The 15,534-nt window shown below is 72.0% G+C and carries 14 protein-coding genes; 7 read left to right on the top strand and 7 right to left on the bottom strand.

Annotated elements, in window-relative coordinates; genetic code table 11:
• The first annotated feature begins 195 nt into the window (after positions 1–195).
• Entirely contained in the window at positions 196–1,314 is a 1,119-nt protein-coding gene (locus tag AC5RUW_RS02735) for a glycosyltransferase family 9 protein (protein WP_494159552.1), read from the top strand.
• On the opposite strand, the gene AC5RUW_RS02730 is transcribed toward AC5RUW_RS02735, so the two are convergent.
• From AC5RUW_RS02730 to AC5RUW_RS02720, 3 genes are all read right to left on the bottom strand, one after another.
• Positions 1,315–2,082 (bottom strand): sulfite exporter TauE/SafE family protein, encoded by a 768-nt coding sequence (locus tag AC5RUW_RS02730; RefSeq protein WP_494159285.1) that lies wholly within the window; start codon positions 2,080–2,082, stop codon positions 1,315–1,317.
• 30 nt (positions 2,083–2,112) lie between these two features.
• The gene (locus AC5RUW_RS02725) at positions 2,113–2,697 is read right to left on the bottom strand and encodes a rhodanese-like domain-containing protein (protein WP_494159284.1); all 585 of its coding nucleotides are present in this window, start codon (positions 2,695–2,697) and stop codon (positions 2,113–2,115) included.
• A gap of 178 nt (positions 2,698–2,875) precedes the next feature.
• Complete coding sequence (locus AC5RUW_RS02720) at positions 2,876–4,276, bottom strand: MBL fold metallo-hydrolase (protein WP_494159283.1); 1,401 nt, start codon at positions 4,274–4,276, stop codon at positions 2,876–2,878.
• 163 nt (positions 4,277–4,439) lie between these two features.
• On the opposite strand from AC5RUW_RS02720, the gene AC5RUW_RS02715 reads away from it, so the two are divergent.
• Positions 4,440–5,246: a phosphotransferase gene (locus AC5RUW_RS02715; protein ID WP_494159282.1), complete on the top strand. Its 807-nt coding sequence runs from the start codon at positions 4,440–4,442 to the stop codon at positions 5,244–5,246.
• A 31-nt stretch (positions 5,247–5,277) separates the two neighbouring features.
• On the opposite strand, the gene AC5RUW_RS02710 is transcribed toward AC5RUW_RS02715, so the two are convergent.
• Positions 5,278–6,168 carry an NmrA/HSCARG family protein gene (locus AC5RUW_RS02710; protein WP_494159281.1) on the bottom strand — a complete coding sequence of 297 codons (891 nt, stop codon included), beginning with the start codon at positions 6,166–6,168 and terminating at the stop codon, positions 5,278–5,280.
• A 120-nt stretch (positions 6,169–6,288) separates the two neighbouring features.
• Entirely contained in the window at positions 6,289–6,888 is a 600-nt protein-coding gene (locus tag AC5RUW_RS02705; RefSeq protein ID WP_494159280.1) for a helix-turn-helix domain-containing protein, read from the bottom strand.
• A gap of 145 nt (positions 6,889–7,033) precedes the next feature.
• Between AC5RUW_RS02705 and AC5RUW_RS02700 the strand changes: the two genes are divergently transcribed.
• On the top strand, positions 7,034–8,047 hold the full coding sequence (locus AC5RUW_RS02700; RefSeq protein ID WP_494159279.1) for an NAD(P)/FAD-dependent oxidoreductase: 1,014 nt from the start codon (positions 7,034–7,036) through the stop codon (positions 8,045–8,047).
• A gap of 31 nt (positions 8,048–8,078) precedes the next feature.
• Here AC5RUW_RS02700 and AC5RUW_RS02695 read toward each other — a convergent pair whose 3' ends face one another.
• Positions 8,079–10,001: an ABC transporter ATP-binding protein gene (locus AC5RUW_RS02695; protein ID WP_494159278.1), complete on the bottom strand. Its 1,923-nt coding sequence runs from the start codon at positions 9,999–10,001 to the stop codon at positions 8,079–8,081.
• A 98-nt stretch (positions 10,002–10,099) separates the two neighbouring features.
• Here AC5RUW_RS02695 and AC5RUW_RS02690 point away from each other — a divergent pair, with 98 nt between their 5' ends.
• The 4 genes from AC5RUW_RS02690 to AC5RUW_RS02675 all read left to right on the top strand — a co-directional run bounded on the left by AC5RUW_RS02690 (position 10,100) and on the right by AC5RUW_RS02675 (position 13,580).
• Positions 10,100–10,606, top strand: a complete 507-nt coding sequence (locus AC5RUW_RS02690; protein WP_494159277.1) for a MarR family winged helix-turn-helix transcriptional regulator — start codon at positions 10,100–10,102, stop codon at positions 10,604–10,606.
• Between the two features lie 361 nt (positions 10,607–10,967).
• The gene (locus AC5RUW_RS02685) at positions 10,968–11,378 is read left to right on the top strand and encodes a hypothetical protein (protein WP_494159276.1); all 411 of its coding nucleotides are present in this window, start codon (positions 10,968–10,970) and stop codon (positions 11,376–11,378) included.
• 203 nt (positions 11,379–11,581) lie between these two features.
• Positions 11,582–13,045: an ABC transporter permease gene (locus AC5RUW_RS02680; RefSeq protein ID WP_494159275.1), complete on the top strand. Its 1,464-nt coding sequence runs from the start codon at positions 11,582–11,584 to the stop codon at positions 13,043–13,045.
• 61 nt (positions 13,046–13,106) lie between these two features.
• Positions 13,107–13,580, top strand: a complete 474-nt coding sequence (locus AC5RUW_RS02675; protein WP_494159274.1) for a GNAT family N-acetyltransferase — start codon at positions 13,107–13,109, stop codon at positions 13,578–13,580.
• 16 nt (positions 13,581–13,596) lie between these two features.
• Here AC5RUW_RS02675 and AC5RUW_RS02670 read toward each other — a convergent pair whose 3' ends face one another.
• The gene (locus AC5RUW_RS02670; RefSeq protein ID WP_494159273.1) at positions 13,597–15,225 is read right to left on the bottom strand and encodes an SLC13 family permease; all 1,629 of its coding nucleotides are present in this window, start codon (positions 15,223–15,225) and stop codon (positions 13,597–13,599) included.
• Positions 15,226–15,534 lie beyond the last annotated feature (309 nt).

Here is a 15,534-nt window from a genome sequence, read left to right as displayed (position 1 = left end):
TCAGACACCTGCGGGCCCGGGGCGGGCGGGGTTGGCCCGAATCCGGGGCGCGGCCCTAGGGTGGGGAAAAACCTGTCCGGCGGGACGGGGCCGGTGTGGAAGGGGTTTGCAGTGCCAGGAGCCAGGGAAGACATGCCGCAGGAGATGCCCGCAGAGCGCGGCGGGCAGCAGCCGCCGGCCGCTGCGCCGGAGCTGATGCGCCGCGGCGTCGGGCCGGTGCTGGCCCCGTTCGAGGGGGTGCGGAAGGTTGCCGTGCTGCGCGGCGGGGGACTGGGCGACCTGATGTTCGCGCTGCCGGCCATCGACGCGCTGGCCGCGGCCTACCCGGGGGCGGAGATCGTGCTGCTGGGCACGCCGGCGCATGCCGCGCTGCTGGCCGGACGGCCAGGGCCTGTGGCGCGGGTGGAGGTCCTGCCCTTCGCGCCGGGTGTCCGCCCGGGGGAGGAGGATCCGGCCGCCACCGAGGAGTTCTTCGCCCGGATGCGGGCCGAGGCCTTCGACCTGGCCGTGCAGGTGCACGGCGGCGGACGCAACTCCAACCCGTTCCTGCTGCGCCTGGGTGCCCGATATACGGTGGGCACCCGCACCCCGGATGCCGCCGCCCTGACCCGCGCCATCCCCTACGTCTACTACCAGCACGAGGTGTTCCGGGCCCTGGAGGTGGCCAACCTGGCCGGGGCGGTCCCGGTGAGCCTGGAGCCGCAGCTGCAGGTGCCGGAGGAGGAGCGGCGCGCGGCGGCGGCGCTGCACGGCGGTGACCGGCCGCTGGTGACCATCCACCCCGGTGCCACGGATCCGCGCCGGCACTGGCCGGCGTCGTCGTTTGCCGAGGTGGCTGCCCGGGCGGTCGCCGCCGGCTGCGAGGTGCTGGTGGTCGGCGACGAATCCGACAAGGCTGCGGCGGAGGAGATCTTGCAGGGCGCCCGGGCCGCGGCTTCCGGCGGCGAGGGCGTGCTGCGCAGCCTGGCCGGGGAGCTGGACCTGGGCACGCTCACCGGGCTGCTGCACGCCAGCGCCGTGATGGTCGGCAACGACAGCGGTCCCCGGCACATGGCCCAGGCGGTGGGCACCCCGACGGTGGGCGTCTACTGGTTCGGCAACGTCATCAACGCCGGCGCGATGGGCCGCACCCTGCACCGGGTGCACATGTCCTGGACCTCCACCTGCCCGGTCTGCGGCATCGACGTGACCCAGGTGGGCTGGACGGCCGAGCGCTGTGAACACGACGATTCGTTCGTGGCCGAGGTGCGGCCCGAGGCCGTGTGGGCCGACGTCGAGGAGCTGCTCGCCGTGCCCCGGGAACTTCGCCGCTGATCAGCCGGCCAGGGCCCCCAGCTCCTGGACCAGGACGAAGGCGCCCATCAGCAGCACGAAGATGCCGAAGCCCTTCCGCAGCGCGGCCTCCGGGATCCTGCCGGCCAGCCGGGCTCCCAGCAGGGAGCCGACGACGGCGGCCGCGGTCACGGCTCCCACCAGCCCCCAGTCCAGGGAGACGCTGGTGAGGTAGCCGCCGAGACCGGCGAACGACTTCATGGCGATGACCACCAGCGAGGTGCCCACGGCCAGCGGCATCGGCAGCCCGCCCAGCAGGGCCAGGGCCGGCACCACCAGGAAGCCGCCGCCGGCGCCGACCAGGCCGGTGACCAGCCCGACCACCAGGCCCTCGGCCAGGATCTTGGCGATCGGCAGCCGGGCCGGAGCGCCGTCGCCGGCGGTCTTCTTCCGGCCGCGGATCATGGCGGCCGAGGTGGCCACCATCATCAGTGCGAAGGCGATCATCAGGACGGTGCCGGGAATCCGGCCGCCGAGCAGGCCGCCGGCGAACGCGCCGGCCATGGAGGCGGCGCCGAAGATCAGGCCCGTCCGCCACTGGACCCGGCCGGCGCGGGCGTGGGAGACCGCGCTGACCGCGGAGGTGACACCGACGACGAATAGGGAGGCGGCGATCGCCTCGCGGGGATCCAGGCCGGCCACGTAGGTCAGGATGGGCACGGTCAGGATGGACCCGCCGCCGCCCAGCAGGCCGAGCGAAACGCCGATCAGCACGGACAGCGCCAGGGTTGCGGTGAGCACCAGGGTCATGGCACGGGTTCCTTTCGGGTGGAGCCGGGGCTACTTCGCTGCGGGGATGCGGGCGATGGCCGCGGCGGCGGTGGGCTCGTCGGCGGTCCGGTTCCACGGCATCTTCGACAGGGCTTTGCCCATGGCGCAGGTGTTGGTGGCGGCGGAGAACGTCAGGCCGGCGCCGATGCCGCCGGCCAGCAGGCGCAGCTTGGGTGAGACGAAGCGTCCGGCCAGCATGCCGGCCAGCACGAGTGAGCCGGCGGCCATCCGGACCTGGCGCTCCAGGTCCCAGCGCTGGGCGCCGCGGACGACGTCGCCGCCGTCCGCGGCGAAGCCGGGCACGCCGCCGGTGAGCACCTGGGCGCCGGTGATGCCCGCCGCGCCGAGGCGCTGCCGGGCCTGCTCGGCGCGGACGCCGGACTGGCAGACGAGGACGACCCGGCCGCCGAGCCGGCTGCCCAGCTCGTCGGCGTGCTCGGCGAGCAGGGGCAGCGGCACGTTGTACGAGCCGCGGATGTGCATGGTTTCGAACTCGGCGGCGGAGCGCACGTCGATGACCACCGGAGCGTCAGCGCCGGCCAGCTGCCCGCGCAGGGTTTCCGGGCTGATGGCGGCGAGGGTGGAGGAAGTCAAGGGGTGTCCTTTCGGGAACGGTGAGGTGCTCTGCCGCCCGGGCGGCGCCGGGCGGCATCCCGCGGCGCGGGAAAGGGCGGTGGGGCGGCGCTTGGCCACCCCACCTGGGTATATGCCGTCAAGGCGATATTTCGGAGCGGGCGTCCGGCCGGTCGTGTGCAGGGCCGGACATGGATGCTTAGGCGGGTTCGCCGGCGGCGCGCCAGGCGCTCCAGCCGGCGTAGCTGCCGTCGAGTTCGACGACGTCGTAGCCGGCGCGCCGCAGGGCGCTGGCGGCCACTGAGTTGCGGACGCCGGACTGGCAGTAGGTAACCAGCGTGCCCTGATCGGGCAGCTGGTCGGTGTGCCAGAGGACCCGCCCGGCGCTGAGCTGCAGGGAGCCGGGAATGTGGCCGGCGGCGTGCTCTGTCTTGTTGCGCACGTCCACCAGGGCAGACGCGTCGAAGTCCTCCAGCTCGGCGGCGCGAATCACCTTGGGCGTTGCCGTGGGCAGGCCCTGCAGGCTCGGCACGAAGCCGGCGACGGCGTCGATGCCCACCCGGACCAAGTGGTCCCACATCTGCCGCGCGGCGCCCTGGTCCGGAGCGAGCAGCACCAGCGGGCGGGAATCCGTTTCCGGATCATAGGCCCAGGCGCCGAAGCTGGCGGCCTTGGTGCCGGCGGGGATGTTCAGGGCGCCGGGCACGGTGCCGGTGTGCACCGCGGTGTGCGGACGGGTGTCCACGAAGGTGATCCGGTCCGCGGCCAGGTCGGCGGCCACCTGCTCGGCGGGCAGCTCGGGCAGCGGGCCGCGCTCGCCCAGAACCTCCGGGCCGAGCCGGTTCTGCCGCTTCATGCGGGCGAAGTAGGCGTGGGCGTCGGGCTGGCCGTCGAGCAGCTCGTCGATGAAGCCCTGCTCGTCGTCGGCCGCCAGGTAGGGACCCCACCAGGCGTTGAGGCGTTCATAGCCGACCGTGGTGGAGGGCAGGGCGCCCAGTGCCTTGCCGCAGGCGCTGCCGGAGCCGTGGCCGGGGAAGACCTGGACATGGTCCGGCAGGGTCAGGAACTTCTCCCGCAGGCTGCGGAAGAGGTCCTTCGCGCCGGCGAAGCGGGTGTCGACGCCGCCGGCCGCCTCATCCAGCAGGTCGGGCCGGCCCAGGTCGCCGGAGAAAACGAAGTCGCCGGTCAGCATGTAGCCGGGCTGCCGGCTGAACGCCCCGTCGGTGATCAGGAAGGCCAGGTGCTCGGGGGTGTGCCCTGGCGTGTGCACCGCCTGGATGGTGATGTTGCCGATGGCGATCGCGTCGCCGTCGTGCAGCCGCGCGGCCTCGAAGCCGTACTGCCAGTCCTCGCCGCCCTCGCCCGAGACGTAGACGTCCGCGCCGGTGGCGGCGGCCAGTTCGCGGGTGCCGGAGAGGTAGTCGGCGTGGATGTGGGTCTCGGTGACGGCGGTGATCTTCATGCCGTTCGCCTTGGCCAGAGCCAGGTACTGGTCGATGTCGCGCCGGGCGTCGACCACCACGGCCTCGCCCTTGGCCTGGCAGCCGATGAAGTAGCTCGCCTGGGCGAGGTCCTCGTCATAGATGCGTTCCAGCAGCATTCGTTTCTCCTTCCGGTGATACCCCTAGGGGTATTGCTTGCCCTTCACGATACATACCCCCGGGGGTACGCCGCAAACCGGCTGCGGCAGGGTGCGCCCGAAGGCGGGTGTTGACGCGGACACCGCGCGCACCCCGGGGCTAGGCTGCCGGGGAGGAGGCGGAATGGACGACGACGCCGAGGTGCTGGCCGGCGGGGTGGCGAATGCCGGGGCCGTGGTGCGGATCGGAAACGAGGTCCGCCGTCCGGCCTCGCCGCGCTCCGAACTGGTGTTCTCCTTCCTCGCGTATCTGCGCGCGGCGGGCTTCACGGGGGCGCCGGAACCGCTGGGCTTTGACGCGCAGGGCCGGGAGCGGCTGGGGTTCATCCCGGGAGATGTCGGGCTGCCGCCCTTTCCCGGTTGGGTGCTCGAACCGCAGCTGCTCGCCTCCGCCGCCCGGTTGCTGCGCCGGTTCCATGAGGCGGCGGCCGGATTCGTGCAGCCGGCCGCGCTGGGCTGGAACACCGAGCTGGCCTGGCCCGGCGGCGGGCCCGTTGTCGGGCACAACGACGTGTGCGTGGAGAACGTGGTGGTCCGCTCCGGGCAGGCCGTGGCGCTGCTGGACTTCGAGTTCGCCGCGCCCACCCATCCGCTGCATGACCTGGCCGTGCTGGCCCGGCACTGGGTGCCGCTGGACACCGCGGCCGACGCCGCCCGGCTGGGCCGGTCAGGCTTCGACGTACCGTCCCGGCTGCGGCTGGCGGCCGACGCCTACGGCGTGCCGTTCGGGGCCGAACGCGAGGAGCTGGTGTCGATCATCGTGGCCGGCGTGCACCGCGGCGGGCGGTTCATCAAGGCCCGGATGGCCCGGGGCGAGCAGCCGTTCATCGACCTGTGGGAGAAGCTCGGCGGCCAGGCGCACGTGGACCGGCGGATCGCCTGGATCGACGGGCTCCGGCCCGAGCTGGAACGGGCGCTGAACCGGCAATGAGCCGGCGGCGTCGCGCCGCCCTCAACTCCGGTTATCCCGCCGGGACCCAACCGGTATCCTGCAGCCACGCCGGCAGGTTCCACACGTCCGGATCGATCCGCCGGGTCGCGGCCAGGTTCCCCTGATAGGCCGGCGGCTGGGCGAACCAGCGGAACATGGCCTGCATGTCCTCGTTGCCGTCCAGCACGTCCAGCGGCAGCGGCCGGTAGGTCACGGGCCGGCCGGTGTGCTCGGCGAAGGCGGCGGCGATCTGGCTGCCGGTCCGCTCATCCCCGGCGATTTCCACGGCGCCGTCGGTCAGCACGCCGTCCGGGAGCTGGTCAAGCAGCGCCGCGGCGCTGACCCGGCCGACGTCGCGCGCGGCCACCATCTGCAGCGGCACGTCGTCGGGAAGCGGCATCGTCACAGTCAGGGCACCATCTTCCGGCCCGCCCTGCGGGGCCATGTTGTCCGCCGAGAGGTTCTCCATGAAGAACACCGGCCGGATCACGGTGGCGTCCAGCCCCAGCTGCTGGATCCGTTCCTCCACCCGCCGCTTGCTCTCGAAGTGCGGAATGCCGGTGTGCCGCTCGGCCCCGCCCACGGAATTGAACACGACGTGCGGCACGCGGGCCTGCGCGGCGGCGTCGGCCAGCGCCCGGCCCTGCCGGACCTCGCCTTCGGTGCCTTCGGGGGTGAACGGCGTGGTCATGAAGAAAAACGCGGCCGCCCCCTCCAGTGCCGCCGGCAGCGTGGCCGGATTCGCCAGGTCCGCGTGGGCCAGCTCGACGCCGCGGGCGGCCAGCGCGCCGGCCCGTGCCGAGTCCGGTTCCCGCACCAGCGCGCGGATACGGGCGCCGCGCTCGAGCAGGGCCTCGACGACGGCGCCGCCCTGGGTGCCGGTGGCTCCGAAGACGGCGACGGGCCGGTCTTGGCTGGGCATGGCTGCTCCTTTTCGCCGGCGGCGGGTCCGGGGCAAATGTACTGGTCCGGGGTGCAGAGGGGAAGGGCTGTTGCTGGTGCTAGGGCAGCAGCAGCGGTGCGGGCGGGGTGAGGAACGGTCCTAGCCGCCCGGCCCGCGGCTCCGCCGCGGCCGGGCGCGCAGATGTGCCCGCTCGCCCTGCGGGCCGAAGAGCGCCAGGAACTCCACCGGAGCACCGTCGGCGCTGTCCATCCAATGCGGCAGCCGGGTATCGAATTCCGCGGCCTCGCCGGGCTTAAGGACCAGGTCGTTCGCGCCGAGGAGCAGCCGCAGCCGCCCGCTGAGCACGTACAGCCACTCGTAGCCCTCGTGCGTGCGCGGCTCCGGCCCGGCCGGGCTTAGCCGCGGCGGGAGGATGTACTTGTAGGCGCGGATGCCGCCGGCCTTCTCGGTCAGCGGCAGGATGGTGGCGCCGTCGCGCTGGATCGGGCGCATATGCACCCGGGGATCGCCGGTGGCCGGCCCGCCGACCAGCTCATCCATGGTCACTCCGTAGACCCGGGCCAGGGGCAGCAGCAGCTCCAGCGTGGGCCGGCGCTGCCCGGATTCCAGCCGGGACAGCGTGCTCACCGAGATACCGGTGGCTGCCGCCACGGCCTTCAGCGTAGTGCGCCGCCCGGCCCGCAACGCCCGCAACCGGGGCCCGACGCCGGTCAGCGCCGCCTGCAGTTCGTCGTCCATGCACCGACCCTGCCACAGAGGCGCATGGAACCGCCGGGCATTTGCCGTCGCGGCAAAAAACGTTGCCCGGGTTTCCCGCTCCGCCGCACAGTGAAGGCACCGGTCCGGCCGGCGCGCCGGCCCCGCACAGAGACGGAGAGCTTTCATGGACACGCACAACAGCAGCATTACGGGCCACGCAGACGCGGACCAGGACGCCCGGTACGACGTCGTGGTGGTGGGCGGGGCGGCCGCCGGGCTCAGCGGAGCCCTCACCCTGGCCCGGGCCCGACGCCGCGTCGCGGTGATCGACGCCGGCGCGCCGCGCAACGCCGCCGCCGGACACATCCACAGCTATCTCGGCCGGGAAGGCACGACCCCGGCGGAGCTGTACGCCGACGGACGGGAAGAGGTCCGCAGCTACGGCGGAACGGTGCTGGACGGCAGCGTCGAGGACATCCGCCGCACGGAGGACGGACGCTTCGGCGTGCACCTGGCCGACGGGCGGCAGCTGCGTGCCCGGAAGATCCTGGCCGCCACCGGCGTCACCGATGAGCTGCCCCCGGTGCCCGGACTGGCCGAGCGGTGGGGCCGCGACGTGCTCCACTGCCCGTTCTGCCACGGCTGGGAGGTGCGCGACGAGCCGATCGGCATCCTCGCGGTGGACCTGGGCGCCGCCATGCACCAGGCGCTGCTGTGGCGGCAGTGGAGCGACAACGTCGTCCTGTTCCTGCGCGATGCGGGCGAGCCCGACGCCGCGCAGGCGGCCAAGCTGGCCGCCCGAGGCATCCGCGTGGTGCGCGGGCAAGTGACGGCCGTGGAGGGCGCGCCGGGTGCCCCGGTGGTGCTGCTGGCTGACGGCGAACGGGTGGAGCGGCGCGCCGTCGTCGTGCTCACCCGGCTGCAGGCGCGGGCCGGATACCTTGCCGGGCTGGGACTGGAGCCGGTGGACCAGGTGGCCAACGGCCTGAACTTCGGCACCGCCGTGCCCGCCGGGCCGACCGGCGCCACCTCGGTGCCCGGGGTGTATGCGGCGGGCAACCTGGCCGCCCCCATGATTCAGGTGCTGCCCGCGGCCGCGGCCGGGCAGGCCGCAGCTGCTGCGATCACCGCCGAGCTGATGATGGAGGAAGTGGAGGCGGCGGTTGCCGGTGCGGCCGCCGCCGCCGCCGTGGGTTAGCCTCCGGTGCCGTAACGCGTATCCGGGCCCGTCAGCGGCCGGCCGCGGCCGGGCTGTCCAGCGCTGCGCTGCGCGCCGCCAGCCGGGCAAAGGGGCCGCCTGCCGCCCGCAGCTCGGCGGCGGTGCCGCGCTCGACGATCTCCCCGCCGTCGAGCACCACCACCTGATCGGCGTTCTCCACGGTGGAAAGCCGGTGCGCGATGGTCAGCGTGGTGCGCCCGACGGCGAGCCGCTCCAGTGCGGCCTGCACCTGCGCCTCGGTGGTGTTGTCCAGGGCGGACGTGGCCTCGTCCAGCACCAGCACCGGCGGGTTGCGCAGGATGGTGCGGGCGATGGCCAGCCGCTGCTGCTCACCGCCGGAGAACCGGTGCCCGCGCGCCCCGACCAGGGTGTCCAGGCCCTCGGGCAGGGATCCGACGGTATCCGCGATCCGGGCCGCGGCCAGCGCCGTCCACAGCTGCTCATCGGTGGCCTCCGGATCGGCGAGCAGCAGGTTCTCCCGCACGGACGCGTGGATCAGGTAGGTCTCCTGCGAGACGACGCCGACGATCCGGGCCAGGTCCTCCGCCGCGATCTCCCGGACGTCCACGCCGTCGATGGTGACCGCCCCGGCGGAGACGTCGTTCAGCCGGGGCAGCAGCGAGGCCAGCGTGCTTTTGCCCGAGCCGGTGGGGCCGACGACGGCGGTGGTGGTTCCGGCGGGCAGGTGCAGGTCGATGCCGCACAGCACCTCCCGCCCGGGCACGGGCGCCACGCCGCCCGCCGGAGCCGCGCCGTCGTAGGCGAACCGCACGCCCTCAAAGCGGACCTCGCCGCGTACCCGCGCCGGGTCCAGGCGGACCGGGTCCGTTGCGGGGCGGATCTGCGGCACCAGGTCCAGGTACTCGAAGATCCGGCTGAAGAAGGCCAGCGCGGTGACCCACTGGACGCCGATGTTCAGCAGGCCCATCACCGGGCGGAAGATGGTGCCCTGCAGCGCAGTGAACGCCACCAAAGTCCCGATCGTCATGCCGCCGGTGGCGGCGGGAAACCCGGCGGCCAGGTAGATGACCGCCGGTATCGCGGCGAAGACGATCTGCATGGTGGCCATCCGCCAGCGCCCGGCCAGCTGGCTGCGCAGCTCCAGGCCCACCAGGTTGTCGGACCGGGCGGTGAACCGCTCGGCGTCGCGGGGCACGGTGCCCAGGGTCTTGGCCAGCCGGACGCCGGAGACGGACAGGCCCTCCTCCACTTGGGTGTGCAGGGCGGCGAGCTCGCGCTGCCGCTGGTCGGTGACGTCGCGGCGGATCATCGCGACCCGGCGGGAGAGCCAGATGGCCGGCGGCAGGACCGCCAGCGAGATCAGGCTCAGCCCGGGGGAGAGCGCGACCATGGCGACGGCGGTGGCCACCGCCGTCGTCAGGTTGGCGGCCACTCCGGTGGCGGTGTTGGTGACGACCGACTGCATGCCGGCGATGTCGTGGGTGAGGCGGGACTGCACTTCGCCGCCGCGGGTGCGGGTGAAGAAGCCCAGCGACTGGGCCTGCAGATGCGTGAACAGCTTCACCCGGAGCGTGTGCATGACCCGCTGGCCCATTTTCGTGGCCAGCCAGGTCTGCACGACGCCGATCACGCTGGTCAGCGTCGCGACGCCGACCATGGCGGCGGTGAGCAGCACCAGTAGGCGGAGGTCCTGCTGCGGAAGCGCGCGGTCGATGACGGCGCGCACCAGGAACGGCTGGGCCAGGTTGATCACCGAGGACGCGGTGATCAGGGCGACGACGACGGCGATGGTGGTCTTGTGCGGTGCGAACAGGGCCCCGATGCGGCGCAGCGGCACCGGATGCCGGGTCAGCTGGGTCTTGTCGCCGGGGTGCAGCTTGGCGGGGCCGCGCCGGCCGCCGCCCGGTCCGCCGCCGGGCAGGCCGTCCGGAACCGTGCCTGGACCGTCGGGAAGGCCTGAGCCTCGTGCCATGCGGTACCTCCAAGGGCAGGAAAGAGCGCCTCATCTCGAGGCAATATGGAGAGGTTACCTCATTATGTGGTTGCCCCCAAGGCCGGTAGGCTGGGCGGGTGACCGAACCGCTTCCCGACTCCGCTGCCCTGGGTGAACTGATGCACGCCGCGTTCCGCGGCCTGCGCAAGCGCTGGATGCACCAGCTGGCGCCCTACAACCTGACCCCGCACCAGTATCGCGCGGTCAACGCGCTGGGCCGGATGCAGGAGCACGGGCACGTTGCAGGGCCGCACGATATGGGCGGCGCGACCGGGAAGGCCGCCGGGGTCGCTGAACCGGAGGGCATCCGCCTCAAGGAGTTGGCCGAACGGCTGCACATTGCCCCGCGCTCGGCCACCGAGGTGGTGGACCAGCTGGTGGCGAAGGCGCTGGTGGAGCGTCGCCCGCACCCGAGGGACCGGCGGGCGACGCTGCTGTCGCTGACCGAGGACGGGCAGGACCTGCGGACCCGGGTGAAGGAGGATCGGAAGCGGGAGGCGGACGAGTTCTTCGCCGTGCTGGAACCGGCGGACCGGGCGGAGCTGGCGCGGATCCTTGGGCGGCTGTCGCGGGGCCGGGGCTAGCGGGTTCTGGGACGGCGGCGGCGGGAACCGCAGAACGGTAGGCTGACCGGCCGGTGGCTGACGGTTGATCCGGCCGCGGAGACCTATCGGAGAACCGCGGGCATTCTGAGGTGAAATGGAAGGCGCGGATTGTGCGGAGGACACCGATGCAGTTTGTGTTACTTTGACTGCTTCGCACGTGCCGCGAATTCTCCGAATGATCTGAAGGTCGGAACGGACAAAAGCGCTGACGCGGGAGGTGTCCGCAATCGAGTTTGTCGCAACTCTTTGGTGGCTGCTGGTGATGGCATACCTCTCTGTGTTCGTCCACGAAGTGTGACATCTGGTCACCGGACGAATGGCGGGCGTTCCGCGGGACGGCATGAAGATGGTTCTTCGCGGTGTTCCGCATGTCGCGATAAATGACGGTTCCTCGTGGCGCGCCCCTGATGATGCTGGTTACGCGGAGGTATTCAGCAGGCGGTACAACGACTCCGCCGGCGGTGCGTGGCTTTTCATCGCGGGCGGATTCCTGATCGAAACCCTGACCGTTGCTGCCCTGGGGTGGGCCCTTTATCTGTGGGTTACGGAAGAGCTGGCCGCTGTGCTCTATTGGGCCTCTTTCGGGGTTTTCGTTCTGTACATTGGTCTCGATTTTGCGATGTCCGTCCGCCGCAGAGCTGCACACGGCGACGCTTCGGCCATGTGTGAGGTTAACCGGCCAGGAACCGCCGTTTTCCTAGCCGCCATCCTGGTGATCAAGTCCGCTGCCCTCTGGGCTGTTTCCAGCTGAGGATGTGCGTACCGGCTGTGGCCGGCACTCGCCGGCGTCCTGTCCCGGCGGGGTGTCGGATATTCCTGCAGGTCGGGGATTCCCGCCTCCCCGGGGGATCCGGTGGGGGCAGCCTGTCCCGCCTGACAGCGGCCCGGTAGCGTCGTAACTGTCCGCTGCGCCCGGTCACCGGCGCGCGCACGGCAACCCGGGAGGTCCGTCCCATGCCCGCACATGCAGCACCCCTTCCCGAAGCCTCACCGCCGCCGCCCCGCACCGGGGGAGAGCACCGGCATCTGCGCCCGCCGGGCCAACGCCGCGGCGCCTACATCTCGCCGCGGACCTGGCTGCTGCCGCTGCTGGTTCTCCTGCTGCTGGGCGGCACCGGCTCCGCCCTTTACATCGGCGGGCTGGGCAGCCCGGGGGATCACCTGCGGCACTTTCCGATCGCCGTCGTCAATGAGGACCGCGGCGCCGAAACTACCGGGCCGGACAGCGCGCAGACGCAGGAGAACCTGGGCCAGACCATCGCCGATGAGATGCGTCAGCGGACCAGGGACAGCGACGAGGTCGACCTGCGCGAGCTGAGCTGGGACCAGGCCCAGGAGCAGCTGCGTAAAGGCCAGCTGTACGCCGCCGTCGTGATCCCCGAGTCATTCTCCGCCGACGCCGTCGGGCTGGTCTCCTCCGCGCTGACCCAGGCCGAGGCGGCGCGGCCGGAGATCACCGTCTACACCAATCCGCTGGCCAGCCCGCTGGGCACCTCCCTGGCCGAGGCCAGCGTGGATCCGGCCCTGCGCGACGCGAGCGCCAGCCTCGGCAGCCAGCTCACCGAATCCTCGCAGCAGGCCCAGGCCCAGGCGCAGGCCGAAGCGCAGGCCCGGCTCGCCCAGCTGCCCGCCGCGGTGCGCGCCCAACTGGGCACCGGCTTTGAACCGCAGATCGACGGCACCGCCGCGGCCGCGCTCCGGGACCCCATCCAGGTGAACACCACCCCGTTCCGGGCGCCGCCCGAAGGCGCGGCGCTGGGCATGGGCGCCTTCTTCTACTCCGTGCTGCTGATGGTGGTCGGCCTCAGCGGCTCGGTGGCCCTGCACTTCCTCCTCGACTCCCGCACCGGGGTACTGCCGGTGGAACTGGGCCCGCGGTTCGTGCTCGGGCCGCGGCTGCGGCCCTCCCGGTGGGGGGCCTTCCTGCTCAAGTGGGGCGTCGCGGTGCTGGCCGGCCTGCCGATGGCCGGGCTGATGATGTGGATTGCCAACGCCGTCGGCATGCCGATCCCGCACGGCGGCTGGTTCTTCCTCTCCACCTGGCTCTCCTTCGTCACCGTTGCCTCCGTGGTGCTGGCGCTGATCACCCTGCTCGGCAGCGCCGGGATGATCCTGTCCGTCATCTACGTGGTGTTCATGGGCCTGCCGGCGGCCAGCGGCGTGGTGCCGCTGGAGGCCCTGCCCCGGTTCTTCGACGCCATCGCCCGCGGCGAGCCGCTCTACCAGATGACCATCGCCAACAAGGCGGTCCTCTACTTCGATGCGGAGGCCGATGCCGGGCTGCAGGCGGGCATCATCGGCATGCTCGTGATCATCCTGATCGCCGTGGCGCTCGCCTTGGCCGGCGGGTTCCTCTACGACCGGTGGTTCGGCCGCCGAGGGGCGGCGCTCGCTCCGGAGACGGCCGCGGCCGGTTAACCGCCCCGTCACAGACCGGCCGGCAGCATGCCCGACGCCGGGCTCCGGCTACGCTTTTCCGGTGACCCTGAGCATCCGGCGGGCCGATTTCAGCGACCCCTCCCTGAAGGACTTCCTGCAGCAGCATCTGGACGACATGGCGCCGACCGCTCCGCCCGAAAGCCGGCACGCCCTGGACCTGGCCGCGCTGCAGGCCCCCGGCGTCCGGCTCTGGACGGTCACGGCCGACGGCGGCATCATCGTGGCCACCGGGGCGCTCGCCGCCCTGGCGCCGGGTCACGAGGAGCTGAAGTCGATGCGCACCGACCCGCTGCGCCGCGGCCAGGGCCTGGCCCGCCGCCTGCTGGACCACCTGCTGGCTGACGCCGCCGCCCGCGGGGTGGGCCGGGTATCGCTGGAGACCGGCAGCATGGACTTCTTCGCCCCCGCCCGGGCGCTCTACGCCTCGGCCGGGTTTACCCCGTGCCCGCCGTTCGGCAGCTACCGGGAGGACCCGAACAGCGTGTTCATGACGCTGTTGTTGCCGTCGTCGTGACCGACCGTCCGGAAGACTAGCCGCCGATCCCGACCAGCGACACCATCAGCGGCAGCAGCGCGATGATCAGCGCCGCGCCGAGGATGTCGAAGACCAGACCGGTGCGGATCATCCGGACGATCGGCACCGCGCCGGATCCGTAGACAATCGCGTTCTGCGGCGTCGAGACGGGCAGCATAAACCCGAACGACGCCGCGAACGTCGCCGCCAGCGCGGGCACGAACGGGTCCACCCCGATCGCGGTGCACAGCGGAATCACGATGGGCACGACGACGGCGGCCGAGGCGGTGTTGCTGGTGGTCTCGGAGATCAGGATGGCCAGCAGGGCGGAGAACGCCGTGATGGCGACGATGTTGGTGATGCCCAGGGTGTCCGAGGCGGCGGCGCCGATGGTTTCGGCCAGCCCGGTCTCGGCCAGCAGGGCCCCGAAGATGATGCCGGTGCCGAACAGCAGGATGGTGCCCCAGTCGATCTTCGCCGCGTCCGTCCAGGTCAGCGTGGCTTTCCGTTCCTTCCAGTTCACCGGCAGGATGAACAGCAGGGACGCGCCCAGCACGGCGACGATGCCCTCGTCCAGCCGGTCGTCCAGGAACGCGTAGGCTGCGGAGTCGGTCCCGGCCACCAGGGAGGCGATCGCCGGGGTCAGCCACAGCACCACGGTGAGGCCGAACGCGATCAGGGTGTTGATCTCCGCCCGGGACATCGGGCCCTGCTCGGCCTTCTGCTCGCGGATGAACTCCGAGACGCCCTCGATGCGCCGGACCTCCGGCCGGTTGAGGAGGAACATCACCAGCACCAGGACGATGAACATGCCCACCACCAGCGGGGCCGCGGCCGCCATCCACTGCGCGAACGAAATGCGCTCCCCGGTGGCCTCCTCGATCAGTCCCCGGCCGATCAGGTTCGGCGGCGAGCCCACCGGGGTCAGCAGCCCGCCGACGCTCGCGCCGTAGGCGAGGGTGAGCATCAGGGCCGCGCCCACCCGCAGCCGCAGCGGATCGAAGTCCGGCTTCACCAGCCCCTTGTCCTGCAGCAGCTGGGCGATGACGACCAAAATGCCCAGCGCCGTCGGCAGCAGCATCGCCACGGTCGCGGTGTTGGACACGAACGCGGACAGCAGGCAGGTGATCAGCCCGAACGCCGCGATCAGCCGGTAGGTGGACCCGCCGACGCCGGGCAGCGACAGCACCGCATACGCCAGCCGCTGCGCCAGGCCGTGTTTGAGCATGGCCTGGGCAAGGATGAACGCGCCGATGAACGTGAAGATGGTGGTGGAGCCGAACGGTGCGAGCACCGCCGTCGACGGCGCGACGCCCAGGATCACGACGGCGGCGACGCCGATCAGCCCGCCGACGGGAATGGGGACCGGCTCGCAGATCCACAGCACGATCACGCCGAGCAGGATCGCCGCGAGCAGCTGCTGGGTGGGATCCATGGCCGAGGGCACCAGGGCGAAGATGATGGTGACCGCCGGGGCGAGGAAGAAGCCCGTGGTCTGCCGGATGCGTTCGAAGCGTTCCTCGCGCGGCGAGAGCTGCTGCTCGCTCAGGGTGCGGAAGGTCCGCCCGCCCAGCAGCGCGGCTTCGACGTCGGTCCGCTGGGGCTCCTCCGGGCTGGTCCGGGAGGGGGAGAGATCGTGGGACATCGTCGGCCTCCGTCGTCGTCGAGCGGAACGTGCCCGGAAACGGGCGCGGCACGGCGAACGTAGCGCCGCCGCGGCGACGAATCCAGAGGGCGGACCAAAACGGAGCCGCCCGGTGCGGTTACCGGGTCTCGGTCCGCAGCTTGTCCAGGCAGCGCCGCGCATATGCGGGCTCGGCAGGCCTGCGCGTAACGCTGCGGCGCCGGTTGTCGCAGGGGTGTGAGACAGCTAACATAAAGCAATAGTCGAACACCGCGTTCGATTATCGAACGCTTGCTACAACGGCAGCCACATGACGAAGTGAGGAAAGTC

It is taken from the genome of Arthrobacter sp. Y3222053, from assembly GCF_059092805.1.
This window is presented reverse-complemented; position numbering and strand designations above follow the sequence as displayed.